We start from the raw sequence: 23,622 nt of genomic DNA on the forward strand, positions 1-23,622 counted from the left end.
CGATGAACACCGCTGCTCCCGTTGCGCTGTCGGTCAAGAACATCCACAAGTCGTTCGGCGACCATCATGTGCTGAAGGGCATTTCGCTCGACGCGCATGAGGGCGACGTCATCTCGATCCTCGGCGCGAGCGGCTCGGGCAAGAGCACGTTCCTGCGCTGCCTGAACCTGCTCGAGACACCCGACGACGGCTCCGTCGCGCTCGCTGGCGAAACGCTCGCGATGAAGCGTGCACGCGACGGCAAGCTGCATCCGAGCGACCGGCGCCAGGTCGACCGGATCCGCTCCCAGCTCGGCATGGTCTTTCAGAACTTCAACCTGTGGTCCCACATGACGGTGCTCGACAACCTCGTCGAAGGGCCGCTGCGCGTGCAAAAGCGCAGTCGCGCCGAAGCGGTCGAGGAGGCCGAGGCGCTGCTGGCGCGCGTCGGCCTCGCCGACAAGCGCGGCTACTATCCGGCGCACCTGTCGGGCGGCCAGCAGCAGCGCGTCGCGATCGCCCGCGCGCTCGCGATGCATCCGAAAGTGATGCTGTTCGACGAACCGACGTCGGCGCTCGATCCGGAGCTGGTCGGCGAAGTGCTGCGTGTGATGCGCTCGCTGGCGGAAGAGGGGCGCACGATGCTGGTCGTCACGCATGAAATGGGCTTCGCGCGGCACGTGTCGAATCGTGTGCTGTTCCTGCATCAGGGCGAAGTCGACTCGGACGGCACGCCCGACGACCTGTTCGGCGGCCAGTGCTCCGAGCGCTTCCGGCAATTCGTGTCGAGCCACCACGACCGCACCACCAACTGAGGCTGCCATGACCGTATTCCGTGCGGCCCGGCCGCTCGACTGGCGACAGGTTGCGGCGGTGGCGGCCGGCGAGCCGCTGGCGCTGGCCGACGAGGCACGCGCGCGTGTCGTTGCCGCGCGCGAACTCGTCGACGAGATCGTCGCGCGCGGGATTCGCGCTTACGGCGTCAATACCGGCGTGGGCGCGCTGTGCGACGTGATCGTGTCGCCGGCACAGCAGAGCACGCTGTCGCGCAACATCCTGATGAGTCACGCGGTGGGCGTCGGCATGCCGCTCGGCGCAGCCGAAACGCGCGCGATCATCGCGGCCGCGATCAACAATTTCGCGCATGGGCATTCGGGCGTCCATGCCGATGTCGTCGAACAGCTCGTCGCGCTGCTCGAGCACGATTGCCTGCCGGAGGTGCCGGCGCACGGCTCGGTCGGCTATCTGACCCACATGGCGCACGTTGCGCTCGTCTGCATCGGGCACGGCCATGCGCGCCATCGCGGCGAACGCATCGACGGCGCCGACGCGCTGCGCCGCATCGGCCGCGAACCGCTCGTGCTCGGCGCGAAGGAGGGGCTGAGCCTGGTCAACGGCACGCCGTGCGTCACGGGGCTCGCCGCGCTCGCGCTGGCCCGCGCGGAACGGCTGCTCGACTGGGCCGACTGGATCGCGGCGGCGAGCTTCGAGAATCTCGGCGGGCAGCTCGCCGCGTTCGACCCGGCCTCGCTCGCGTTGCGGATCTCGCCCGGCATCGGGCACGTCGGCGCGCGCTTGCGGACGATGCTGGCCGACAGCCCGATGCTCGCCGCGGCGAGCGGGCGGCATACGCAGGATCCGCTGAGCCTGCGCACGATTCCGCACGTGCACGGCGCGGCGCGCGACGTGTTCGCGGTCACGGCGGACGTCGTCGATCGCGAGCTCGCGTCCGTCACCGACAATCCGATCGTCGCCGGTACGCGCGACGCGCCGGCCGTTCATTCGCAGGCGCATGCGGTCGGCGCGGGCATCGCGCTGGCGATGGACAGCCTCGCGGCCGCGATGGCGCAAGTGGCGGCAATCGCCGAGCGGCGGCTGGACCGTCTCGTCAATCCGCTCGTGAGCGGCCTGCCGGCGTTTCTCGCGGCGCCGGGCGGCACGTGTTCGGGCTTCATGATCGCGCAGTACACGGCGGTCGCGCTGGTCGCGCAGAATCAGCGACTCGCGGCGCCGGCGAGCCTCGACGGCGGCATTACGTCGGGGCTGCAGGAAGATCACCTGTGTCATGCGACGCCGGCCGCGCTGAAGGCGCTCGACATCATCGAGAACGCGACGCGCGTGCTCGCGATCGAGCTGCTCGCCGCCGCGCAGGCATACGACTTGCAAGCGAACGAAACCGCGCGGGCCGCGTCAACCGACGCGCTGTGGCGGCACGTGCGCGAACGCGTACCGGCGTATCGCGACGACCGGCCGCTTGCGGACGACATCGCGATCGCGGCCGGCATCGTCGCGGGGGCGCCGCCGCCCTTGCAGTGACGACCGGCCACGACGGGCGGATCATCCATTATTCATACGGTCGAGGGTGCATGAACGAAACGGAGCGACAACTTTCCGCACGGCCGGCGAGGGCATCGGGCGAGGCCGTGCCGGCGCGCGCACTGCCGGCCTATCAACAGATCAAGCGCTACGTCGTCGAGCGGATCGCGAAGGGCGACTGGAAACCCGGTGGCGCGATCCCGACCGAGGCCGAGCTGGTCAAGGAATTCGGCGTGGCCCGGATGACGGTGTCGCGCGCGCTGCGCGAACTGACGACCGAACGCGTGCTGACCCGCATCCAGGGTGCCGGCACGTTCGTCGAGCGCCGGCATTACGAATCGACGGTCCTGGAGATCCGCAACATCGCGGACGAGATTGCGGAACGGGGTCATCGGCACAGCGCGCGCGTCGTGCTGATCGAGCGCAGCGTCGACCCGGATGCGATCGATGCGCTCGGGCTTCGTTCGGGGCCGGTGTTTCATTCGCGCATCGTGCATTTCGAGGAAGACGAACCGATCCAGTTCGAGGATCGCTACGTCAATCCGGCGTTGTTTCCCGATTACCTGGAGCAGGATTTCACGATCGAGACGCCGAACCACTACATGGTGCGGCTCGCGCCGATCCAGCGCGCCGAGTTCCGGATCTATGCGGAGAAACCCAATGCGCAGGTGCGCCGGCATCTCGTGATGGAAATCGGCGAGCCGTGCCTGGTGTTGAGGCGCCGCACCTGGGTCGGCGAGCACGTCGCGACGTCGGTCAGGCTGTGGCATCCGGCGTCGCGGTTTCACCTGGCGGGGAAGATGTAGGGACGCGGCGAGCGGCCCGGCTCGAGCCGAGGCAATCGGCATGAATGTCCTGCGCGTCGGCGAATGATTCGGCCGCTGACTCCGCCCGGCGCGTGACGGTCGCGACGACCGCCCGTCGAACCGTTCGTTCCTTCGCCCGTCGGCATGCGTACGCGCATTCACCGACCTGAATACCGGCAGAGAGTGGCGCATAATGTTTCGAGGTCGACCCTTGGCTGGAAGAGGGTTTTATGCGCTGCACAATTTGCGGATCGGAGAATCCTCCCGGTGCGGGGTTCTGCCAGGAATGTGGGGCCGTGCTGTCCCGCACCTGCCCGCAGTGCGGGCATGACGCAGCGCCGGCAGCCCGCTTCTGCAGCCATTGCGGAGCGCCGCTGGCGACACCTGCCGCCGCGGCGCCATTGTCCCGACCGCAGGCTGACGCGCCGTCGCCCACCCCGATTCATTACACGCCCGATCATCTGGCCGAGCGCATCCGTGCCGAACACGCGGCGATGGAAGCGCGCGGCGAGCCCGCCGGCGAGCGCAAGACCGTTACCGCGCTGTTTGCCGACATGGCCGGGTCGACCGCGCTGATCCACGATCTCGATCCCGAAGTGGCGCATCGCCTGATCGTGCCCGTGGTCGAGCTGATGATGGAAGCGGTCCACTACTACGAAGGGTACGTCGCCAAATCGCTCGGCGACGGCATCCTCGCGCTGTTCGGCGCGCCGATCGCCCACGAAGACCACGCGCAGCGCGCGCTCTTCGCCGCATTGCGCATGCAGCAGGCGATGCGCCAGCATGGCGACCGCATTCGGCTGCAGGAAGGCATTCCTCTGCAGATTCGGGTCGGCGTGCATACCGGCGAGGTCGTCGTCCGTTCGATCCGCACCGACGACTTGCACACCGAATACGACCCGCTCGGGCATACGATCCACATCGCGTCGCGGATCGAGGGCATCGCCGCGCCCACGTCGATTCTCGTCAGCGAATCCACCCACAAGCTGGCCGAAGGCTATTTCGAGTTCAAGGCGCTGGGGGCCACGCAACTCAAGGGCATTCCCGCGCCGCTGCGCGTCTACGAAGTGCTGGGGCTGGGTGCGTTGCGCACGCGCCTGCAGCTGGCGGCGCACCGTGGTCTCGCGCGGTTCGTCGGGCGCGAAACGGAAATGGAACACCTGAACCGGGCCCTGGAGACCATGCGGGCCGGGCACGGGCGCGTGGTCGGCGTGGTGGGCGAGGCCGGCGTCGGCAAGTCTCGTCTGTTCCACGAGTTCAAGGAGCGTTCACGGCGCGGCGCGCTGGTGCTGGAGACGTTCTCGGTATCGCACGGCAAGGCGTTTTCCAATTTGCCGTTGATCGAACTCCTGAAGAACTATTTCCAGATCACGCCGCAGGACGACGAGCGGCGCTGCCGGGAAAAGGTGATCGGCAAGGCGCTCGCGCTGGAGCGCAGTTTCGAGGACCTCGTGCCGTACGTCCTCTATCTGCTCGGCATCGGCGAGGGCGGCTCGGTGCTGGTCGAGATGGATCCGCAGATCCGGCGCGAGCGCACCTTCGACGCGATCAGGCAGCTGCTCGTGCGCGAGAGCCAGAATCAGCCGGTCCATTTGCTGTTCGAGGATCTGCAATGGCTGGACCGTGAAACGGAAGCATTCCTAAGCTACCTGATCGACCACGTGCCGGACGCACGCATCCTGCTGTTGGTGAACTACCGGCCCGAGTATCGGCCGGCGTGGGCCGGCGCGGTTCATTGCAGCAGGATCCGCCTCGAGCCGCTTGGTCCGTCCGATGCGCAGGGGCTGCTCACGGCGCTGCTCGGCGAGGATCGCACGCTCGTGCCGCTGAAGCAGCTCATTCTGGAGAAGACGGAGGGCAACCCGTTCTTCATGGAGGAAGTGGTCCAGACGCTCGTCGAAGAGAAGTCGCTGCTCGGCGAGGCCGGGCGTTATCGCATCGTGGAGACGCCGGCGACGCTGCATATCCCGACCACCGTGCAGGGCGTGCTGGCGGCCCGGATCGATCGGCTTCCCGTCGAGGAAAAGGAACTGCTGCAGGCGCTTGCCGTGATCGGCCACGAGTTTCCGTTCAGCCTGATCCGGCGCATCTGCGGCGAGGTGGCGGCGCGGGACGACGAACTGCGTCGCCTGCTCGCCCATCTGGAAGCCGCGGAGTTCATCTACGAGCGGCCCGCCTTTCCCGAGGTCAATTATTCGTTCAAGCACGCGCTGACCCAGGAAGTGGCCGGGCGCTCGTTGCTCACGGAGCGGCGCACCACGCTGCACGAGCGTACCGCGCAGGCGATCGAGGTGCTGTTCCCGACGCGCATCGCCGATTACTGCAGCGAACTCGCGCATCACTACGGTCAGAGCGGCAACATTCCGAAGGCGGTCGAATACCTGCATCGTGCGGCCCAGCAGGCGCTGCGCCATGCGGCTCATCACGATGCGATGAATCACCTCGGCGCGGCGCTTGCGTTGCTGAAGGGCTTGCCGGACACACCGATGCGCGCGCATTGGGAACTGACGCTGCTGCTGTCCCTCGGGCCGGTCCTGATGGATGTGCGCGGGTATGGCGCGACGGAGGTGGGTGCCACCTATACGCGCGCGCTCGAGTTGTGCGAGCGCACGGGCGAGGTATCGCAACGCTTCGCGACGCAACTGGGATTGCGGATGTACCACGTGGTGCGCGGCGAGTATGCGCTCGCGACCGACCTGGGCCGGCAGATGCTCGGTACGGCCCGCGATGCGAACGACCCCGGCTTTCTCATCGAGGCCCATAGTGCGCTGGGTTCGTGCTTCTTCCTGCAGGGCGATTTCACGGCCGCCCGCACCCACCTGGAACAGGCGATCGCGATCTACGATCCGGAGCAGCATCAGGCCCACGTGTTCGCGCACGGGGTCGATCCGGGCATCCGGGCGCTCAGTTTCCTGGTGTTGACCTTGTGGATCCAGGGGTATCCCGACCAGGCGCTCAGGCGCAGCGTCGAAGCACTGGCGCTCGCACGGCAGCTTTCCTATGGGCCGTCCCTGGCGTTCAGCCTGACCTACACGGCACACCTGCATCAACTGCGGCGGGAGCCGGCGCTTGCCGCCGAGCGCGCGGAAGCGGTCATTGCCGTCTCGACCGAGCACGGCTTGCCGTACTGGCTCGCATGGGGGACGCTCCTGCGGGGCTGGGCGCTGAGCGCGCAAGGCAACATCCGGGACGGCATCGCGCAGATGCGGCTGGGCCTCGACGCGCAGCGGGCCGCCGGCGGTGAAGACCAGCGGCCCTATTCCCTCGCGCTGCTCGCCGACAGTTACTGGCGCGCGGGCGACAAGCGGGCAGCGCTGGACATGCTGGAAGAAGCGACAACGCTCGTCGAGCAAACCCGCGAGCACTGCTACGAGGCCGAGCTGTACCGGCTCAGGGGAATCTATCTGGCCGGCGGGACGAGCGAGGCGGGGGCCGTCGCGGCGTGTGACGAGGGGGCTGTCGCGGTGTGCGAGGAAGGGGCCGTCGCAGCGTGCGACGAAGGGGCCGTCGCGGCGAGCGACGACAAGGCCGCCGCCTGTTTTCACCGGGCCATCGAGCGCGCGCGCCGGCAGGGTGCCCGAGCGCTGGAATTGCGGGCGGCGTCGGACCTTGCGCGGCTGTTGCAGCGGCAGGGGAAAACCGTGGAGGCCAGGCAAGCGCTGTCCGAGGTGGTCGCCTGCTTCACGGAAGGCTTCGATACAAGCGACCTGCGAGAGGCGAAAGCGCTGCTGGATGCATTGGACGCGCGCGCAGGATGAATGGAACAACGGCGCACGGCGACGGATCGCGTGACGACGTGCGCTCGATGACCTGCCGCTGCTCCGCCAGCGCGGAGCGCTGAGGAGACGGGCATGGCAACCACGCACGCAAGACGCGGCACCGATGGCCCGCGCAAACCGATCGCGCTCGCGTTGCAGGGCGGCGGAATGCACGGCGCCTTCACCTGGGGCGTGCTCGACCGCATGCTCGAAGACGGCCGGCTCGACATCGAAGGCGTCAGTGCAACCAGCGCCGGCGCGATGAACGCCGCGGTACTCGCATACGGGCTGCACAAGGGCGGCGAAGACGGCGCGCGTCAGGCACTGCACGACTTCTGGCACGCGGTCGCGCAATCGGCGGAGCGCTACAACCCGCTGCGTTGGATGCCCTGGCTGAAGGGCACGCACAGCTTCGGGCTCGATCATTCGCCGCTGTATGCGTTCGCCGACATGATGCTGCGGGTCTTTTCACCCTATCAGTTCAATCCGAACAACCTGAATCCGCTGCGCGAGGTGCTCGAAAGCCAGGTCGATTTCGACGCGCTGCGCAAGCACTGTCCGATCCGGCTGTACGTATGCGCGACCAACGTCGAGACGGGGAAGATACGCCTGTTCACCGGAGCGGACGTCAGTGCCGACGCGGTGCTGGCATCGGCATGCGTGCCGACCCTGTTCCAGGCGGTCTCGATCGACGGCGAGTACTACTGGGATGGCGGGTACATGGGGAATCCGGCCATCTATCCGCTCATCTACAATTGCGCGACGCGCGATGTCGTGATCGTGCACATCAATCCGCTCGTGCGCCGCGGCGTGCCGATCACGGCCGCGGAAATCCTCAACCGGATCAGCGAGATCAGTTTCAATTCGTCGCTGATGCGCGAGATGCGGGCGATCGCGTTCGTCACCGACCTGATCCAGCAAGGCACGATACAACGCGGCGAGATGAAGGAAATGCTGATTCATTCCATTCGCGCCGACGATGCGCTGTGCGCGCTGAGCGTATCGAGCAAATACAACGCGGATTGGGCATTTCTGAGCGAACTGCATGACCACGGGCGACGCGAAGCGGATGTGTGGCTCGCGCATCACTACGGAAACATCGGGCAGCGGTCGAGCATCGACATCCGCAGGGAATTTCTCTGAGCGCATCGCAGTCATGTCGGCATGGGGCGATCCCGCGCGGACGCCCCGGTCCAAGGAGCGAACGTGAACCGGATGCAGGCGCGGTTCGTCGCGTTGTGGTCGTGCAGCGGCGGGACCCATGCCGAGGAGGTCTATCGCAGGCTGGCGCAATGCTATGCGGAGCCGGTGCGCCATTACCATACGCTCGTGCATGTTCGGCGATGCTTGCGTCATCTCGACCTGGCGCGGGACGCGATTCCCGGGCCGGACGCCGTCGAACTCGCGCTCTGGTTCCATGACGTGATTTTCGTGCCGGGCGCGAAGGACAACGAGCAGCGTAGCGCGGACTGGTTCCGGCACCAGGCGGGGGGGCGAATCCGCGCGTGCGACCCCGTCTGCGCGATGATCCTCGCGACGACCCACTCGGGCATTGCCGCGAAACCGGATACCCGCTTCGCGTGCGACATCGACCTGGCCGCGCTCGGCGCTTCCCGCAGCCGGTTTCGCGAAGACGGCCGGCGTTTGCGGGCGGAGCGTCCCGATCTTGACGACCGGGCCTACGATTTTCATGAGCGGACCATTCTGCGCAGGCTGCTCGTGCGTCCGCGCATCTATCTGACGGAATTCTTCTACGCGCGCTGCGAGAGGCAGGCACGCAGGAACTTGCGCTGGCGGCTGGGGTTGCCGGTTCCTGAACCGGAATGACGCCCCGCCGCGCCGACGCAATGATCGATCGAAGCGGTGCCCGAGCGCCAGGGCAACGTAACCCGACAGACCCGCCACGCGTGCGTCGCGCGCCAAAGGAACGGTGCGCGCCCGCCGGTCGAGACCACGTTGCAGCGAACGGCGGCCCTCGGGCACTCTAGAATTGACACGTAACGTATTGCAATGGCCTGGCCCGGACGACTGTCCAGATGTCGTTTCGATATCGCTTTGCCAGGCGATCTTGCTCATTCCAACGGATACCAACATGCGCATCCCGCCGCTCAAGGCAATCATCGCGTTCGAAAGCGTCGCCCGGACCAAAAGCGTCAATCGTGCCGCGGAAGAACTGGGCCTGACCGCGTCCGCCGTGAGTCACCAGCTCAGCAACCTCGAATCGCAGATCGGCCAGCCGTTGTTCCAGCGATCGGGGCGCGGACTCATCCTCACGCCGACCGGCGAACGCTATCTGGCGGACGTCACCGGCTCGCTGGCCGACCTGAGCCGCGCCACCGAGCGCGCGTCGAGCCGCGCCGAGGTCGATATCCTGCGCGTGCATTCGAGCCCGAGCTTCGGGCTGATGTGGCTGTTGCCGCGGCTGTCGTCGTTTCAGGAAGCGAACGGCGATATCCAGCTGAACCTGGCGTGCTCTTACGAAAACGTGTCGTTCTCGAACGGCTTCTACGATATCGACGTCCGCCACGGCTACGGCAACTGGGACAACCTCGAGGTGAAGACGATGCGCGGCGAGTTCATCGCGCCGCTCGCGTCGCCGCAATACCTCGAACGGCATCCGGTAAACGCGCCGGAAGACCTCCTCGCGCATCGGCTGATCTATTCCGAAACGCCGCTGGTGCAGTGGAAGCAGTGGTTCGGCCGGGCAGGCGTATCGCTCGCGGCCCGCAAGACCTTCGACTTTTCATTCGACCGGTCGTACATGTCGCTCGAAACCGCCGCGCTCGGCCTCGGCATCGCGCTCGAAAGCCTGATGCTCGCGTCGGTGAAGATTCGCGAAGGCGCGCTGGTGCCCGTGTTCGACGAGACGCATGCGGTGGAAGTCGGTGCGCATCATCTCGTTTACCCGCGGCAGAACGCGGAACTGCCTCGCGTGAAACGCTTCCTTGCGTGGATCGAGCGGGAGGTCGCGGCGCAGCGCCGGGCGAACTGAGCGTCGCGCGTCCGGGCCGCGTGCAATATTGCGTTGCAGCAGCACGCCGTGACGGCCCGCGCGCCGTCATCTGAAATTTTCTCAACCATGCCTGAGCGTTTCCGCGTTGATGCGGGTGTCCGGCGAGCCGACACTCTGCCCACACATCAACACAGGAGACGAACGATGTTGCTCGACAACAGGACCATCATCGTGACCGGCGCGGCATCGCCGCGCGGTATCGGCAAGGCCACGGCCCGCACGCTGGCCGCCCAGGGCGCGCGCGTGGCGATTCTCGACCTGCGTCGCGAGGACGCCGAAGCGGCCGCCGCCGAGCTCGGGCCCGACCACCTCGGCCTGGCCTGCGACGTGACCGATCGCGACGCGTGCGTGGCCGCGGCTCGCGCGACGCTGGCGCGTTATGGCCGTATCGACGGCCTCGTGAACAACGCCGGCATCACGCAGCCGGTGCGCACGCTGGACATTTCGGGGCGCGACTTCGATGCGATCGTCGACGTGAACCTGCGCGGCACGCTGTACATGTCGCAGGCAGTGCTGCCCGCGATGAGGGAGCAGCGTGGCGGCAGCATCGTGTGCATGTCGTCGGTGTCCGCGCAACGCGGCGGCGGCATCTTCGGCGGCCCGCACTACAGCGCCGCGAAGGCCGGCGTGCTCGGCCTCGCGAAGGCGATGGCGCGCGAATTCGGGGCCGACCGTATCCGCATCAACTCAATCACGCCGGGCCTGATCCAGACCGACATCACCGGCGACAAGCTGACGCCCGACATGCGCGAGGAGATCGTCAAGGGCATTCCGCTCGGCCGCCTCGGCGAGGCCGCCGATGTCGCCAATGCGTGCCTGTTCCTGCTGAGCGACCTGTCGAGCTACCTGACGGGCATCACGCTCGACGTCAACGGCGGGATGCTGATTCACTGAGAACGGTGCCGCGACACGCGCGGCGCCGACCATCATGCACCCGGGACAACCCGGGGCCATGGCAGGAGACAAAGATGAGAGCAAAGTACCCCGCCTCGCCGGTTCAGGGCGAGATGCTGCAACGGGACGATGCGCAGACGTTCGAAGCGGCGACCTATGCGAAGGTCGCGCGACGGCTGATCCCGTTCCTGATGTTGTGCTATCTCGGTGCGTATCTCGACCGGGTCAACGTCGGCTTCGCGAAACTGCAGATGCTCAACGACCTGCGTTTCAGCGAGACCGTGTACGGGATGGGCGCAGGCATTTTCTTTCTCGGCTACTTTCTGTTCGAAGTACCGAGCAACCTGATCCTGCATCGCGTCGGCGCGCGCCGCTGGCTCGCGCGCATCATGCTGACGTGGGCCGTGATTTCCGCGAGCTTCGTGTTCGTGAAGTCACCCGCCGCGTTCTACGTGCTGCGGTTTCTGCTCGGCGTCGCCGAAGCGGGCTTCGCGCCGGGCGTGATCCTGTACCTCACCTACTGGTTCCCGTCGGCACGTCGTGCCAAGGCACTGTCGCTGTTCTTCATGGCGATTCCGCTCGCGGGGATCATTGGCGGCCCGCTGTCGGGCGCGATCATGCATTCGCTGCACGGCGCGATGTCGATGGCGGGCTGGAAGTGGTTGTTCCTGCTCGAAGCGTTGCCTTCGTTCGTGCTGGGCTTTGCGATCCTGCTGTATCTCGATGACGGCATTGCCGGCGCGAAATGGCTGACCGATGCCGAAAAAGCCTTGCTGGCGCGCAACGTGTCGGCCGACGCCGAGCACACTACCGCCCATCTGTCGATTCGTGCGTTCGTCGCCGACCGCCGCTTATGGCTGATGGCCGCGATCTACTTCTGCGTCGTGCTCGGGCAGTACGGGCTCACGTTCTGGCTGCCCACGATCATTCGCAAGGCCGGCGTCGCCGATCCGCTGTGGGTCGGCCTGTTCACCGCGATTCCGTATGCGTGCGCGATCGTCGCGCTGCCGCTGATCGGCATGAGCGCGGATCGCCGCCGCGAGCGCCGCTTCCATCTCGCGGTGCCGATGCTGATCGCGGCGGCGGGCTTCGCGACGTTGCCGATGCTCGGCAGCGTCGGCGCGTCGATCGTGTGCCTGAGCATTGCGTCCGCCGGCATCCTCGCGTCGTCGTCGCAGTTCTGGTCGCTGCCCACGGCGCTGCTCGGCGGGATGTCGGCGGCGGCGGGCATCGCCGCGGTCAACTGCTTTGCCAATCTCGCGGGCTTCTTCTCGCCGGCGATCGTCGGTTGGCTGAACGACCTGACCGGCAAGTCGACCGCCGGACTCCTCTTCATCTCCGTCGCGATTACGTTCGGCGCGCTGCTGGTGTTCCTCGTGCCGCGCTCCGTCAATCGCTGATCACCGCCGATTCGACCTGCATGCCTTCCGATCCAATACTGGAGCCAACGATGGATACCGAAACCATTCATGAAGCGGTCACGCTCGCCGAGCGCGCGTACCGCATCCGCAGAAACGCCGTGCTGATGGGCGAAGTCCAGGGGCAGGGTTATGTCGGCCAGGCGCTCGACATTGCCGATGTGCTCGCCGTCGCGTATTTCGGCGCGATGCGCTATCGCCCCGACGATCCCGAGTGGGAAGGGCGCGACCGCTTCCTGCTGTCGAACGGCCACTATGCGATCGCGCTGTACGCGGCGCTGTTCGAAGCCGGCATCCTGCCAGCCGACGAGCTCGAAACCTACGGCAGCGACGACAGCCGTTTGCCGATGTCGGGGATGGCGAGCTACACGCCCGGCATGGAGATGTCCGGCGGTTCGCTCGGCCAGGGCCTGACGATCGCGGTCGGCCGTTGTCTCGGGCTCAAGCGCAACGGCTCGGACGCATTCGTCTATACGCTGTTCTCGGACGGCGAGCTCGACGAAGGCGCGATCTGGGAAGGGCTGATGTCGGCCGCGCACTGGAAGCTCGACAACCTGATCGCGATCGTCGACGTGAACAACCAGCAGGCCGATGGCCCGTCGACGCAAGTCATGGCGTTCGAGCCTCTGGTCGACAAGCTCGAAGCATTCGGCTGGTACACGCAGCGAGTCGACGGCAACGATATCGACGCGGTAAAGCGCGCGTTCGACAACGCGCGCCGACATGACAAGCCGCAGCCGCGGATCATCGTCTGCGACACGAAGATGGGGTGCGGCGTGCCGTTCCTCGAAGCACGCGAGAAGAGCCATTTCATTCGCGTCGATGCGCACGAGTGGAAGCTCGCGCTCGACGCACTCGAAGCAGGGAGACACGCATGAGCACCGTCGACAACAAGCCGCGCCTGAAGACTTCCGCGATGATCGCGTCCATCGCGGCCGAGGGGCAGGCGACCCGCGCCGCGCCGTTCGGCCATGCGCTCGCGAAGCTCGCGCGCACGAACGGCAACGTGATCGGCATGACGGCCGATCTCGGCAAGTACACCGACCTGCACATCTTCGCGAAGGAATTTCCCGAGCGTTACTACCAGATGGGCATGGCCGAGCAACTGCTGATGGGCGCGGCCGCCGGCTTCGCGCACGAAGGGGCGCAGCCGTTCGTCACGACCTATGCGGTATTCGCGACGCGGCGCGCGTACGACTTCATCCATCAGGCGATCGCCGAGGACAATCTCGATGTGAAGCTGGTGTGTGCATTGCCGGGCCTCACGACCGGTTACGGGCCGAGCCACCAGGCAGCCGAGGATCTGGCGCTGATGCGCGCGATGCCGAACATGACCGTGATCGATCCGTGCGACGCGCTGGACATCGAGCAGATGGTGCCGGCGATTGCCGCGCACAAGGGGCCGGTGTACGCGCGCCTGCTGCGTGGCAACGTGCCGGCCGTGCTCGACGAATACGATTATCGTTTCGAACTCGGCAAGGCGAAGCTGCTGCGCGACGGCAACGACGTGCTGCTGATCTCGTCCGGGATCATGACGATGCGTTCGCTCGAGGTCGCGAAGGCGCTCGAAGCCGACCGCATCGATGCAGCCGTGCTGCACGTCCCGACGATCAAGCCGCTCGATACGGCGACCATCGTTCGAGAGGCGTCGCGCAAGGGGCGCATGGTGATCGTCGCCGAGAACCATACGGTGATCGGCGGACTCGGCGAAGCGGTGGCGACTGCGTTGCTTGCGGCCGGCGTCGCGGCACCGTTCCGGCAGATCGCGCTGCCCGATGCGTACCTCGCCGCCGGCGCGTTGCCGACGCTGCACGACCGTTACGGGATCTCCGCCGGCGCGATGCGGGCGAATATCAGGTCCTGGGTCGAATGAAGGCTTGAAATATGGATGGGCCGCGAAAGCGGTATGCACGGTGGTGACGTTACTGTGGTCACTTCCAAACTACTGCTCAGCGGCACATTGTCGCGCCAGTTTACGAAGGCGACGACAAGGAACGCTTGGGTCTGCATCTTATCCGCGAAGACCATCTATTGATCGTGATGCCTCTATTCCCCGTGCGGGAGCACGGGAACGGGCGCTCGCAAACTGCGCTAGTTGGGCAAGCTACACGTTCTGGACCCTATCTGGATGTCCCATGCAATTCAATCAAATGCCTTTTCATACGCTAATTTGCCGTATCAGGCAGGTTCGGATAGTGGTCAAACGTTTCCTTGATGATCTGTCGTAACCAGATATTTGCTGCATCGTGGTGGAACCGCGGATGCCAATGCTGTCGCAATGCAAACGGCGGCAAAGGGACTGGGGGCGGAACAATGCGCACCGTGCCGAGTTTGGCGAAAACATTGCCCAACTCCAGCGGGACATTGGCGATTAGCTCGGGATGGGCATCAATGAGGTGAGGCACCGCGAGGAAATGCGGAGTCGTGAGATAGACGTGGCGTTTGATGCCGTAGTCATCGAAGGCGCGATCATAGGCCTCGCTTGCTCGCCCGGTAAGCGAGACGACGATCTGCGGCATGTTTTCGAATTGTGCCTTCGTGATTGCTTTGCCAATGGCCCTGTTGTGGACGCTGACCATGGTGACAAACGTGTGCAGAAACAACTGTTGCTGAAACAGGTTTTCTGGTGCGACGTGGATGGAGCCGAGTGCCAGATCGGCTTCTCCCGATGCCAAAGTCGCTTCGATTTCCTCTAGCGGGATTTGCAATGATCGTATCGAGCAATGAGGCGCAGCTTTGCGCAGACGCCTGATGAGTGGTGGAAGGAAAACCAACTCACCCATATCGGTCATACATAAGACAAAAGCACGCCGGGAAGTCGACGGATCGAACCGTGCCTGCGAGACAACATTTTGGCGCAGGGCAGTCATGATCTCGCCGATCGACGCGCCGATTAATTCCGCTTTTGCGGTGGGGGTCATCCCACCTGAGGTCTTGACGAACAGCGGATCTTCAAAAAACGTCCTCAATCTATTTAGTGCATGGCTCATCGCGCCTTGGGAGAGCCCAACCTCCACGGCCGCGCGCGTAACGCTGCGCTCGCGCTGAAGTGCGTCGAAGACTACGAGGAGATTGAGATCGAGATCGCGAATATGCACCGGATGCATCTCCCGTATGCGTGGCATTGTATTGACGCATGATCGTCGTCAACCTACCTTGTGGTCAAGCGCGAATATCGGTGCAAGGTCAAACATCCCCGTGTCTAGCGGGATCAGAGAAGACCGGCGTCAAGGCTTATTTCTGACCGCCGGCCGATGTGGCGCTTACGCGCCACATCTCACTAATAGGAGACGTCACATGTTTATCAAGAACACTTGGTACGTCGCGGCGTGGTCGCACGAAATCGAGGGATCGGACATTCTCGCGCGAACCATCATTAGTCAGCCGGTCATGCTCTACCGGAAGGAGGATGGTGAGATCGTCGCCCTACAGGATCGGTGTTGTCATCGAGGTGCGCCGCTTTCTTTGGGGCGTAGAGAAGGCGATTGCGTGCGATGCATGTATCACGGGTTGAAGTTTGACAGCCAAGGCGCGTGTATCGAGGCTCCCGCGCAGGAGCGCATTCCACCGCAAGCAAAGGTCAAAAGTTTTCCTGTCGTAGAACGTCATCGCTGGATCTGGATTTGGATGGGCGACCCAGCCCTCGCAGATCCTTCGACAATTCCCGATACTCATTGGTTGGACGATCCCGACTGGCGTGGATTGCCAGGATATATCCACTACCACGTCAACTACCTTCTCATCGCCGACAACCTGCTCGATTTTTCTCACTTACCGTATGTGCATCCGACGACACTTGGCGGCGGGGAAGACTATGCGAAGGTTCAACCGAAAGTGGAGAGAGTCAAGGATGGCGTACTGATTACGCGTTGGACGATCAATACAGAGCCGCCACCGTTCGCGAAGGCAGTGCAGGACTGGTCCGGGAATGTGGATCGGTGGAATATCTATGAATTCACGATACCTGCAATTCTGCGCATGGATTCGGGGATGGCCCCTACTGGTACCGGCGCGCAAGAAGGAGTACGAATTGGCGCCATCGAGTTCAGAGGCTGTCAAGCGTTGACGCCGGAAACGGAAAATTCGACGCACTACTTCTTCTCGCATCCGCACAACTTTGCGCTCGACCAAGCGGAGATCACGCGATCAATCCACCAAGCGGTTGTGGACGCATTCGACGAAGACCGCGACATCATTACTGCGCAGCAACAGAATCTGGTCCTCGACCCGTCCTTCAAAATGATGGCGTTCGGCATCGATGGCGCGCTCTCCCAGTTCCGATGGGCTGTTACGCAGCGTCTCGAACAGGAGCAAAAAGCTGGCGACGTCGCTGGAGTGCAACCATGATCGAGGTGGTCGTTACCCGGGTCACGCGACTCGCCGAGGGAATTGTCGGTGTTGAACTGCGAAAAGGAAATCGAGAGGCGCTGCCCAACTTCGAACCTGGGGCGCATATTGATGTGCATCTTCCGGGGGGGATCGTACGTCAGTACTCCCTCTGCAATACACCAACAGACCTGACGCGATATTGCCTCGGTGTGAGCAGAAGCGCGACGTCTCGGGGGGGCTCTGCGTACATCCACGATTCGCTTCAGGTCGGAGACACACTCGTGATTGGTGAACCTCGTTCACTGTTCGCCATGTCAAGGGATGCGACGCGCCACAATTTTATCGCTGGCGGGATTGGTATAACGCCGATTTTGAGCATGATTCGGGCGTGCATCGAAAACGGCTTCCCGTGGCGGCTCACCTACTGTGTGCGATCTCGGAATCACGCGGCGTATCTTGCGGAGATCCTGTCACTGAACGGCGACGTTCATCTTCATGTCGATGATGAGGTGGCCGAGCATGTAAACGTTGGCGCAGTACTCAGCCGGATCCGACCTGCGGAGCACATCTATTGCTGTGGCCCAGAAGGCCTGATGGCCGCGGTCGAGGCTCAAGGGAAGTCGCTCGAGCTGGAGCCGTCGCGGGTACATTTCGAGCGCTTCGGGGCTGCAATGGGCCCACAGGCTTTGATGGAAGGGAGCGGTTTTACGGTTGTCCTCGCTCGCACAGGCAGGCGATATCTTGTCGAGTCGGGTGAGTCCATTCTTGAATGCCTGGAGCGAAATGGCGTTGCGCCGCCGTTTGCCTGCCGGGAAGGGCTCTGCCGTAGCTGTGAAGTGCCCCTGATATCGGGTGAGGTGGAACATCGAGACTACGTGCTCAGCACGGAGGAGCAGCGCGCGGGCCAGTCGCTGATGATCTGTGTTTCCAGAGCGCGTACACCCGAAATCGCTATCGATCTTTGAAATGCCCGTATGAACTGCGGTGGACTTCTTTGTCTGGCCAGGCAGTAAGCCTCGCGTTGATATTGTCGGAATCCAGCTAGCCTCGACGGGTGCCGGCGGGAAGTTGATAGCGATGCGCGACTCGATGCCGATGTTCGTTGTAAGACTGCCGCCGGCGTTTGATGAGTACCATTGTCTCCACGCGGCCGAAGAACCATTCGCAGTTCAGCAATTCGTCGAGAGCTTGCCGTAGAACCTTCGTCGAACCCGTTTTGCCACGGACCACCCGGCGCGATAAAGGCCGGGCGGATTGTGGCATCTTTCAGGCAGCGCATTGAGTTGGCAGTGGAGTTTTACATTGTTCCGTTGCCCAAGGGCATCGGTCCGATCATCTTCTACTACCGTTTCGCAAGTTGATAGCTATGCTGCTTGAGCAGGGGCAAGCAGATATCATCGACAACGGCCGGCACATCGACGGATTCAGCGCCGCCGAAAAGTACCGCTTGGCGCAGCATCGTGAACGGGAGGATAGCCACATGGCTGGGGATGGGGTGCTCTCCCAATTCGCCACGCTCCTTTGCGCGCTTTATTATGGATCCGCTTATGTTGCTTTCCGCGCCGGCTAGAACTTCGCGGAACTGATTTAGCAAACCATCATCCAGTTCACCGACCAGGGCTCGATAGTTCTGCGTGCCCACTGCGACCGCAGCACTGCGTGCTCCCTCAATCCAGGCGATCAAGTCACCCCTCAGACTTCCTGTGTTGGGAGGTGGTGCGGCTCGCGGCAGTCGGGTCAACGCCGTTAGCACCATGCTTGCGCGTGTTGCGTAGCGGCGGTAGAGCACTGGCTTGCTGGTGCCCGCGCGCCTGGCTACCCCATCATAAGTCACACCGGCATATCCCTTTTCCCGAAGTTCAGCCAAGGTAGCGGCTGCGATGGCCGAGTCCACCTCGATGTTGGTACGTCGTGGGCGCCGAGCGGCGATCGTGCGCATATCAATAAGTACGTTGCGTTTCTAAAAGGGGGATAGTAACATCAACCCCAATAGATCCTAACCGTATCTAAAGGTGCACTCATGGCAGACTCGGGTTTGCGTATCGACGCAGACGCATTCGTTCGTTTGGACTCCTATATCCAGAAGGACATCCAAGACGGGCGCAATTTTGGCGCTTCCCTATTAGTCGCTCGCAGTGGCGAGGTTGTACACCGCCGGACCTTCGGCACCGTCGCACCGGGGCGAGCCGCTGCCGACGACGACCGGTACCTATTGATGTCAATGAGCAAGGCCTTTACGGCGACGATGGTCCTCAAAGCCGTTGACGAAGGACGTTTCCAGCTGGACACTCGCGTTGCAGACTTGGTGCCCGGGTTTGGCGTTGCGGGCAAGCAAAACGCCACCGTCCGTCAACTCCTGATTCATACGTCTGGCTTGCCATTCGGGCTTGTTCCGCCTCCCTTGGGTTTGGAGAAAGCTGGCGACCTTGCGGCGAAATCAACGGCAATTTGTGCCATACCCGCCGCGTACGAACCGGGCACACGTTGCCTATATACTTCCGGGCTCGGGTTTGACCTCTCCGGCCAGATTCTCGTCAATACCGATCCGCACGGGCGGGGATTTCGCCAAATCATGGCTGAGGATCTCTTCGCACCATTGGGCATGTCCGATACCAGCTTTGGGCTACCTGTCAATGACAGTCGTCGTGTGCCGGTCAGCTTCACCGAGAAGAACTTCGGTCCAACATCAGCTGCGCTGGCGCATCTGTTCAACAGCATCATGGGCGAGACTGCTGAGATTCCGTCTGGAAATGCTTACTCGACGATCGACGACTTGCTCAAATTCACTAATGTCATCCGCGGGCGCGGCACTGCGAGGGACCAACGTGTCTTGTCTCCCTCACTGTTCGAATATGCCCGCCGAAACCACACCGGTAAGCTCGTAAACGACGCATTGACGGCTGAGGTGCTCGCCAGGGGCCTTGGTCAATATCCTGCCAACTTCACCATGCTGGGGAGCTATGTTCGTGGCGAGGAACACATGCTTACACCGGTCGGTCAGACCGCCTCGCCGTCGAGCCTGGCCGCAGTAGGAGGGGCGTCCACTGGATTCATGGTCGATTTCGAACGGGACGTCACGGTGATTTTTTTGTCCGCCGGCTTCATCGAAGGGCTTCGCCATTTTGAACGGCTGCAGCATATTAACGACCTCGCGCTAGCAGCCTTCGACTTTCGAGAGAGTTGATGGGGGCAAATCCCGCGAGGATCGTTGTTGTTGATGGTTGGGCTTGTCCGACAGGCCGCTCCTGCCTTGCCATGATGATGTGCTAGCCGGATCGCAGCGATCGGCCGAGTGCGGCTTAATGCATATCGGTCCATCGCCTGCGCTCCGGTGGCACGGCTGCGTGTATGTTGGCTTTCGATGTATGCGCCGGTTAGCGTCGGCCCGCGTTGTGATATCGCCAGGAGCGAGTCAACTATTGAATGTCTGGAGCGGCACCGCATCGCCGCGCCAGGTGCACATCGCGAAGAACGACGCCGCAGCCTAAAACTTGTAGTATGCGTTCAACCAGAGCGCGCTACCGTAGGCCGCATTGCGCGCATAGATATGTTGTTGCCAGTGCAACATCATTCCCCACTTTTGTGTGCCATATCCGACCTGAGGACCTATCGTGATTTCGCGGGTTCGGTGGCCGTCGCCGAATGCTGCGTCACCGTTGATCTTGTCGTCGTTAAGCTGAGTATTCGCATATCCGCCGATGCCGACCAGCCATTGTTGATTGATGTGGTAGTTGACGCCGTAATCGGCGGTCAGCTGGAGGCCGGACTGATAGTGCGTGGCCGAATTGACACTGCTGTATGCCAGATTTATTTTCGAGCTGATCTCGATTGGCTGCACAGGAAACCACGTGAACGAGTAGGCCAGGTAACCACTCGTGACATTGGTGCCAGGGTTGAACAGTCGGTCTGCACGATACGATCCGGTTGGCAGAACGACGTCAAGCTCCAGGGTCTGCAAATAGCTGGGTGATTGCCAGCCCAGCATAACGCCAAAGAGCGGGTCGCCGAACCCGCGGCCACCGCCCGCGATTCCGAACGACGGAAAATGCAGCGTGCCGTCGACGTAGGGAAGCGCTGCCTGTATTGCGAGATTGCCGCCAAAAACCGTTGGTTGCTCGAACACATGAACGACACGAAGGGCATGCGCCTGCAGGCCGCCGTTGGCGCCCGACGGATTCTTGTCACCGTTGCTGTCCCGTAACGACGTAATATTTTGGAACCGGTTGTAGCTGTACAGATATGTCCCAGGTCCGCCGAGCAACCCGCTCATCACGGTCATGATCCCCTCGGGATAGCTGCTGGTACCGTTCTCCAGCGCAAATGCCTGAGTCTGAGGTAGGCACGCGAGGACGAACGTAGCAGCGTAGATGCGTCGCTTGTACATGAGCTTGTCTCCAATCTAGTGGTATTAATATCGTTATGCTAACTAACTTGATTAAGCCGATTTCTCCTCGGTCTGATTATCCGGCCCCGCTTCTACTTTGCTGGCCCGAGAACATGAAAGGATTCGCGATCTCAACCGTTCCCGGCGTGCTCCGGGAGTAATGCCCATACGGAGTCATCGCGCGTGATCTTCACAGGGATGGCCGTCAATTGCCTGCCGATGCATGGCCCGGTGATGCAACGGCCCGTGGCGATGTCGAATCGCGCGCCATGTCCGTGGCAGACGATCGCGCTTCCGGTCGCGTCGAGATACGCGTCCTTGCGCCACGGCAACGTTGCGCCGGGCCAATGAGGGCAGCTGTTGCGATAACCGTGCACAGCGTCGTGCATGTGGACCAAGAACACATCGTCGGCCCCGCTGCCCCGCAGGTCGAAGCCGCGCGCGCCGACGACGGGAATGTCGCCGACCGCGCAGAGCCGTACCCAGCCGCCCGCGTTCATCGTTGCGGGCGCGTCAATGCGGTGCGTCGCCGGCGGCAGGCGGCGGGCCGCCCGGTGCCCACTTCTCGCGCCACTGGAACAGGAACTCCTGTGCGTTGTCGACCATCGCCGGTGCGACGCGCGGCACCCACGTGTCGTCGTGTTGGTCCATGTCTGCGTCGTATTCGACATGGCATCCGAGCGGGCTGTTGAAATACCAGAACCAGTTGGATCCGAACCGGTGGCGGCCCGGGCCCCAGAACGTCTCGTAACCCTTGGACGCGAATGCATAACCGGCGCGCAGCACCTCAGACGGTCCGCCGAGATGGAACGTGAAATGGTCGCATCCTTGCATGGCCGGCGGCGTCTGAATGAGGAACAGCGTATGGTGATCGAGCGTGCCCGCAGGCCGCAGGAACGGACCCATTCCGACGAAGCGATCGCTGACCCGGAAGCCCAGCCGCTCGACGTAGAACGCCTCGGCTTTTTCCGCATCGGGAACGAAGTACACGACATGAGACAACGTTCGCGGCAACGGCAGCTGCTCGTCGTTGCGGGTCGGCGAGCCTGGCACGTTGACCGGGCGGCGCGTGTCGCCTGGCGCATTGACGGTTTCGGCCGGCAATGTCGGTACCGTACGCACCGACACCTGGAAACCGAGCGTGAAGCCGGCATCGTCGACGGCCTCGATCGAGCCGTTCGCAAGGTGCTTCACTTCGCGGTCGGTGGCGAGTTCCCGTGCGATCTCGTCGAGCGCAGCCTGGTCGGCCACGCCGTAGATAGTCTTCCGCAACTGGTTGGCCGTTGCGAATGGCCACGGCGGCAGCAAGGGGTCGTTCTTCGGCCGGACGACTACGCCGGTGCCGTCCAGAGCATCGAATGCCCCGTTGCCCTTCGGGATCAAACCGTAGTCGGTCAGAAACGTCGTACAGCTTTCGACATCGTCGACACCGAAGACGAGGGTGTCGGGTCCGAGGATTCTCATTCCATTGTCCTATTGATAAAGGTCGTTCGCAGAAGGCGATATATACGATACGGTGTGGATCATAATAGTCCCCTTCGTTGCGGGTGATCAAGCGCAAATCAGCGCCAAGATGCCTTTGGTACATGAGGAAAAACCCGCACTAACGAGACGAATCGTATCGTATATATAATCGACCCAACATCAACACGGATGGCGTGCCCGGACCTTTGCTTCCAGGTGGCGCATCCCTACCTGGAGTCGAAGCATGAAATTGGGTCGAATTGCGGTGAATGGACCGGACGGCGACGTTGCACGCCTGGTGCTGGTGGTGCCGGAGGAAGGGCGCGTCATCGATCTGAAACGGGCATCGATCGCTGCGCTGGAAAAGCAGGGTGCCACGCGTGAAGCCGCGCATCGACTGTCCGACGCATTGTTTCCGGGCAGCATGTCGGCGGCGATCGGCCTCGGGCAGCGTTTTCTCGATGCCGCGCAGCGCGCCGATCGCGAACGTCCCGACGCGGCATCATTGTCGATCGACGAAGTGAAGTGGCTGCCAGCCAGCGATCCGTCCGTGGTGCGCGACGGATTGACGTTCGTCGGCCACATCAAGGGATTTCACGAAAAGATCGGTCACGCGCCGCATGAGAGTCTGTTGAAAGTACCCGGCTATTTCAAGGGCACGCCGCACACGGTGATCGGTCACGACGCGGAGGTGCCTTGGCCGGGCTATATCGAGCGGATGGACTATGAACTCGAGCTCGGCTACGTGATCGGCCGGCGTGGCGGCAACCTGCGGCCGGAACACGCACGTCCGTACCTGTTCGGGATCACGGTATTCAACGACTTCAGCGCGCGCGACCGGCAGGCGATCGAAATGCCGATCCAGATGGGTCCGACCAAGTGCAAGGATTTCGCGTACGGTATCGGCCCATGGATCACGACGATCGACGAATTCGCCGATCTCGACGCGATTCCGATGGAAGTGCGCGTGAATGGCGAGACGTGGGGGAAGGGGACGAGCGCGAACAAGCTGTGGAGCGTCGACGAGTTGATCGCGTGGGCGAGCCTCGGCGAGGTGCTGGAGCCGGGCGACGTGATCGGCTCGGGCACGATGGGCGGCGGCTCCGCGCTCGAACTCGACCGCCGGCTCGAGCCGGGCGACGTGGTCGAGCTCGACGTGGGCGGCATCGGCGTGCTGCGTAATCGGATGGGGCAGCCGCAGTCAGGACTGTGGTGGCCGCAGGAGCGCGCGCCTTTCATGTGATCGATACGAAAACAACCA

20 protein-coding genes are annotated in these 23,622 nt (G+C 63.3%); 15 read left to right on the forward strand and 5 right to left on the reverse strand.

Going from position 1 to position 23,622, the window contains the following annotated elements:
- Positions 1–2: 2 nt before the first annotated feature.
- The 11 genes from U4Y91_RS03105 (at position 3) to U4Y91_RS03155 (ending at position 14,057) form a co-directional block, all read left to right on the forward strand.
- Complete coding sequence (locus U4Y91_RS03105; protein ID WP_044845493.1) at positions 3–794, forward strand: ABC transporter ATP-binding protein; 792 nt, start codon at positions 3–5, stop codon at positions 792–794.
- 7 nt (positions 795–801) lie between these two features.
- Entirely contained in the window at positions 802–2,295 is a 1,494-nt protein-coding gene (locus U4Y91_RS03110; protein ID WP_321803242.1) for a histidine ammonia-lyase, read from the forward strand.
- Positions 2,296–2,345: 50 nt separating this feature from the next.
- A complete protein-coding gene (gene hutC / locus U4Y91_RS03115; RefSeq protein WP_321803243.1) occupies positions 2,346–3,101 on the forward strand; it encodes a histidine utilization repressor in 756 nt (251 codons plus the stop codon).
- Positions 3,102–3,331: 230 nt separating this feature from the next.
- Positions 3,332–6,859, forward strand: coding sequence for an adenylate/guanylate cyclase domain-containing protein (locus tag U4Y91_RS03120; RefSeq protein ID WP_321803244.1), 3,528 nt, complete (start codon positions 3,332–3,334; stop codon positions 6,857–6,859).
- A 93-nt stretch (positions 6,860–6,952) separates the two neighbouring features.
- The gene (locus U4Y91_RS03125) at positions 6,953–8,002 is read left to right on the forward strand and encodes a patatin-like phospholipase family protein (RefSeq protein ID WP_321803246.1); all 1,050 of its coding nucleotides are present in this window, start codon (positions 6,953–6,955) and stop codon (positions 8,000–8,002) included.
- A 63-nt stretch (positions 8,003–8,065) separates the two neighbouring features.
- Positions 8,066–8,686, forward strand: coding sequence for a hypothetical protein (locus tag U4Y91_RS03130; protein WP_321803248.1), 621 nt, complete (start codon positions 8,066–8,068; stop codon positions 8,684–8,686).
- A 265-nt stretch (positions 8,687–8,951) separates the two neighbouring features.
- Complete coding sequence (locus U4Y91_RS03135) at positions 8,952–9,851, forward strand: LysR substrate-binding domain-containing protein (protein WP_321803249.1); 900 nt, start codon at positions 8,952–8,954, stop codon at positions 9,849–9,851.
- Between the two features lie 165 nt (positions 9,852–10,016).
- The gene (locus U4Y91_RS03140; protein WP_321803250.1) at positions 10,017–10,766 is read left to right on the forward strand and encodes a glucose 1-dehydrogenase; all 750 of its coding nucleotides are present in this window, start codon (positions 10,017–10,019) and stop codon (positions 10,764–10,766) included.
- Positions 10,767–10,840: 74 nt separating this feature from the next.
- Complete coding sequence (locus U4Y91_RS03145; RefSeq protein WP_321803252.1) at positions 10,841–12,166, forward strand: MFS transporter; 1,326 nt, start codon at positions 10,841–10,843, stop codon at positions 12,164–12,166.
- A gap of 50 nt (positions 12,167–12,216) precedes the next feature.
- Positions 12,217–13,062: a transketolase gene (locus tag U4Y91_RS03150; protein ID WP_321803253.1), complete on the forward strand. Its 846-nt coding sequence runs from the start codon at positions 12,217–12,219 to the stop codon at positions 13,060–13,062.
- Entirely contained in the window at positions 13,059–14,057 is a 999-nt protein-coding gene (locus U4Y91_RS03155; protein ID WP_321803255.1) for a transketolase family protein, read from the forward strand. Before U4Y91_RS03150 ends, U4Y91_RS03155 begins: the two co-directional genes overlap by 4 nt.
- A gap of 292 nt (positions 14,058–14,349) precedes the next feature.
- Here U4Y91_RS03155 and U4Y91_RS03160 read toward each other — a convergent pair whose 3' ends face one another.
- Positions 14,350–15,291: a LysR family transcriptional regulator gene (locus U4Y91_RS03160; protein WP_321803256.1), complete on the reverse strand. Its 942-nt coding sequence runs from the start codon at positions 15,289–15,291 to the stop codon at positions 14,350–14,352.
- Positions 15,292–15,481: 190 nt separating this feature from the next.
- On the opposite strand from U4Y91_RS03160, the gene U4Y91_RS03165 reads away from it, so the two are divergent.
- Entirely contained in the window at positions 15,482–16,531 is a 1,050-nt protein-coding gene (locus U4Y91_RS03165) for an aromatic ring-hydroxylating dioxygenase subunit alpha (protein ID WP_044845504.1), read from the forward strand.
- On the forward strand, positions 16,528–17,478 hold the full coding sequence (locus tag U4Y91_RS03170; protein WP_321803257.1) for a PDR/VanB family oxidoreductase: 951 nt from the start codon (positions 16,528–16,530) through the stop codon (positions 17,476–17,478). The genes U4Y91_RS03165 and U4Y91_RS03170 overlap by 4 nt, the downstream gene beginning before the upstream one ends.
- 377 nt (positions 17,479–17,855) lie before the next feature.
- Here the strand turns inward: U4Y91_RS03170 and U4Y91_RS03180 are convergent, their stop codons facing one another.
- Positions 17,856–18,452 carry a TetR/AcrR family transcriptional regulator gene (locus U4Y91_RS03180; RefSeq protein ID WP_082088546.1) on the reverse strand — a complete coding sequence of 199 codons (597 nt, stop codon included), beginning with the start codon at positions 18,450–18,452 and terminating at the stop codon, positions 17,856–17,858.
- Positions 18,453–18,533: 81 nt separating this feature from the next.
- On the opposite strand from U4Y91_RS03180, the gene U4Y91_RS03185 reads away from it, so the two are divergent.
- The gene (locus U4Y91_RS03185) at positions 18,534–19,697 is read left to right on the forward strand and encodes a serine hydrolase domain-containing protein (RefSeq protein WP_321803258.1); all 1,164 of its coding nucleotides are present in this window, start codon (positions 18,534–18,536) and stop codon (positions 19,695–19,697) included.
- Positions 19,698–19,997: 300 nt separating this feature from the next.
- Here the strand turns inward: U4Y91_RS03185 and U4Y91_RS03190 are convergent, their stop codons facing one another.
- From U4Y91_RS03190 to U4Y91_RS03200, 3 genes are all read right to left on the reverse strand, one after another.
- A complete protein-coding gene (locus U4Y91_RS03190; protein ID WP_044845509.1) occupies positions 19,998–20,897 on the reverse strand; it encodes a transporter in 900 nt (299 codons plus the stop codon).
- Between the two features lie 131 nt (positions 20,898–21,028).
- A complete protein-coding gene (locus U4Y91_RS03195; RefSeq protein ID WP_124579900.1) occupies positions 21,029–21,397 on the reverse strand; it encodes a Rieske (2Fe-2S) protein in 369 nt (122 codons plus the stop codon).
- Between the two features lie 13 nt (positions 21,398–21,410).
- On the reverse strand, positions 21,411–22,361 hold the full coding sequence (locus U4Y91_RS03200) for a VOC family protein (protein ID WP_044845511.1): 951 nt from the start codon (positions 22,359–22,361) through the stop codon (positions 21,411–21,413).
- A 244-nt stretch (positions 22,362–22,605) separates the two neighbouring features.
- Between U4Y91_RS03200 and U4Y91_RS03205 the strand changes: the two genes are divergently transcribed.
- Entirely contained in the window at positions 22,606–23,604 is a 999-nt protein-coding gene (locus U4Y91_RS03205) for a fumarylacetoacetate hydrolase family protein (RefSeq protein ID WP_044845512.1), read from the forward strand.
- Positions 23,605–23,622 lie beyond the last annotated feature (18 nt).

Source organism: Burkholderia sp. BCC1993 (genome assembly GCF_905339865.1).
Classification (GTDB): Bacteria; Pseudomonadota; Gammaproteobacteria; order Burkholderiales; family Burkholderiaceae; genus Burkholderia.

Coding starts and splice junctions, on each gene's coding strand:
- hutC (WP_321803243.1), top strand. CDS start 2,346: ATGAACGAAACGGAGCGACAACTTTCCGCACGGCCGGCGAGGGCATCG.
- U4Y91_RS03125 (WP_321803246.1), top strand. CDS start 6,953: ATGGCAACCACGCACGCAAGACGCGGCACCGATGGCCCGCGCAAACCG.
- U4Y91_RS03105 (WP_044845493.1), top strand. CDS start 3: ATGAACACCGCTGCTCCCGTTGCGCTGTCGGTCAAGAACATCCACAAG.
- U4Y91_RS03195 (WP_124579900.1), bottom strand. CDS start 21,397: ATGAACGCGGGCGGCTGGGTACGGCTCTGCGCGGTCGGCGACATTCCC.
- U4Y91_RS03170 (WP_321803257.1), top strand. CDS start 16,528: ATGATCGAGGTGGTCGTTACCCGGGTCACGCGACTCGCCGAGGGAATT.
- U4Y91_RS03110 (WP_321803242.1), top strand. CDS start 802: ATGACCGTATTCCGTGCGGCCCGGCCGCTCGACTGGCGACAGGTTGCG.
- U4Y91_RS03190 (WP_044845509.1), bottom strand. CDS start 20,897: ATGTACAAGCGACGCATCTACGCTGCTACGTTCGTCCTCGCGTGCCTA.
- U4Y91_RS03120 (WP_321803244.1), top strand. CDS start 3,332: ATGCGCTGCACAATTTGCGGATCGGAGAATCCTCCCGGTGCGGGGTTC.
- U4Y91_RS03140 (WP_321803250.1), top strand. CDS start 10,017: ATGTTGCTCGACAACAGGACCATCATCGTGACCGGCGCGGCATCGCCG.
- U4Y91_RS03200 (WP_044845511.1), bottom strand. CDS start 22,361: ATGAGAATCCTCGGACCCGACACCCTCGTCTTCGGTGTCGACGATGTC.
- U4Y91_RS03135 (WP_321803249.1), top strand. CDS start 8,952: ATGCGCATCCCGCCGCTCAAGGCAATCATCGCGTTCGAAAGCGTCGCC.
- U4Y91_RS03180 (WP_082088546.1), bottom strand. CDS start 18,452: ATGCGCACGATCGCCGCTCGGCGCCCACGACGTACCAACATCGAGGTG.
- U4Y91_RS03150 (WP_321803253.1), top strand. CDS start 12,217: ATGGATACCGAAACCATTCATGAAGCGGTCACGCTCGCCGAGCGCGCG.
- U4Y91_RS03160 (WP_321803256.1), bottom strand. CDS start 15,291: ATGCATCCGGTGCATATTCGCGATCTCGATCTCAATCTCCTCGTAGTC.
- U4Y91_RS03145 (WP_321803252.1), top strand. CDS start 10,841: ATGAGAGCAAAGTACCCCGCCTCGCCGGTTCAGGGCGAGATGCTGCAA.
- U4Y91_RS03155 (WP_321803255.1), top strand. CDS start 13,059: ATGAGCACCGTCGACAACAAGCCGCGCCTGAAGACTTCCGCGATGATC.
- U4Y91_RS03185 (WP_321803258.1), top strand. CDS start 18,534: ATGGCAGACTCGGGTTTGCGTATCGACGCAGACGCATTCGTTCGTTTG.
- U4Y91_RS03165 (WP_044845504.1), top strand. CDS start 15,482: ATGTTTATCAAGAACACTTGGTACGTCGCGGCGTGGTCGCACGAAATC.
- U4Y91_RS03205 (WP_044845512.1), top strand. CDS start 22,606: ATGAAATTGGGTCGAATTGCGGTGAATGGACCGGACGGCGACGTTGCA.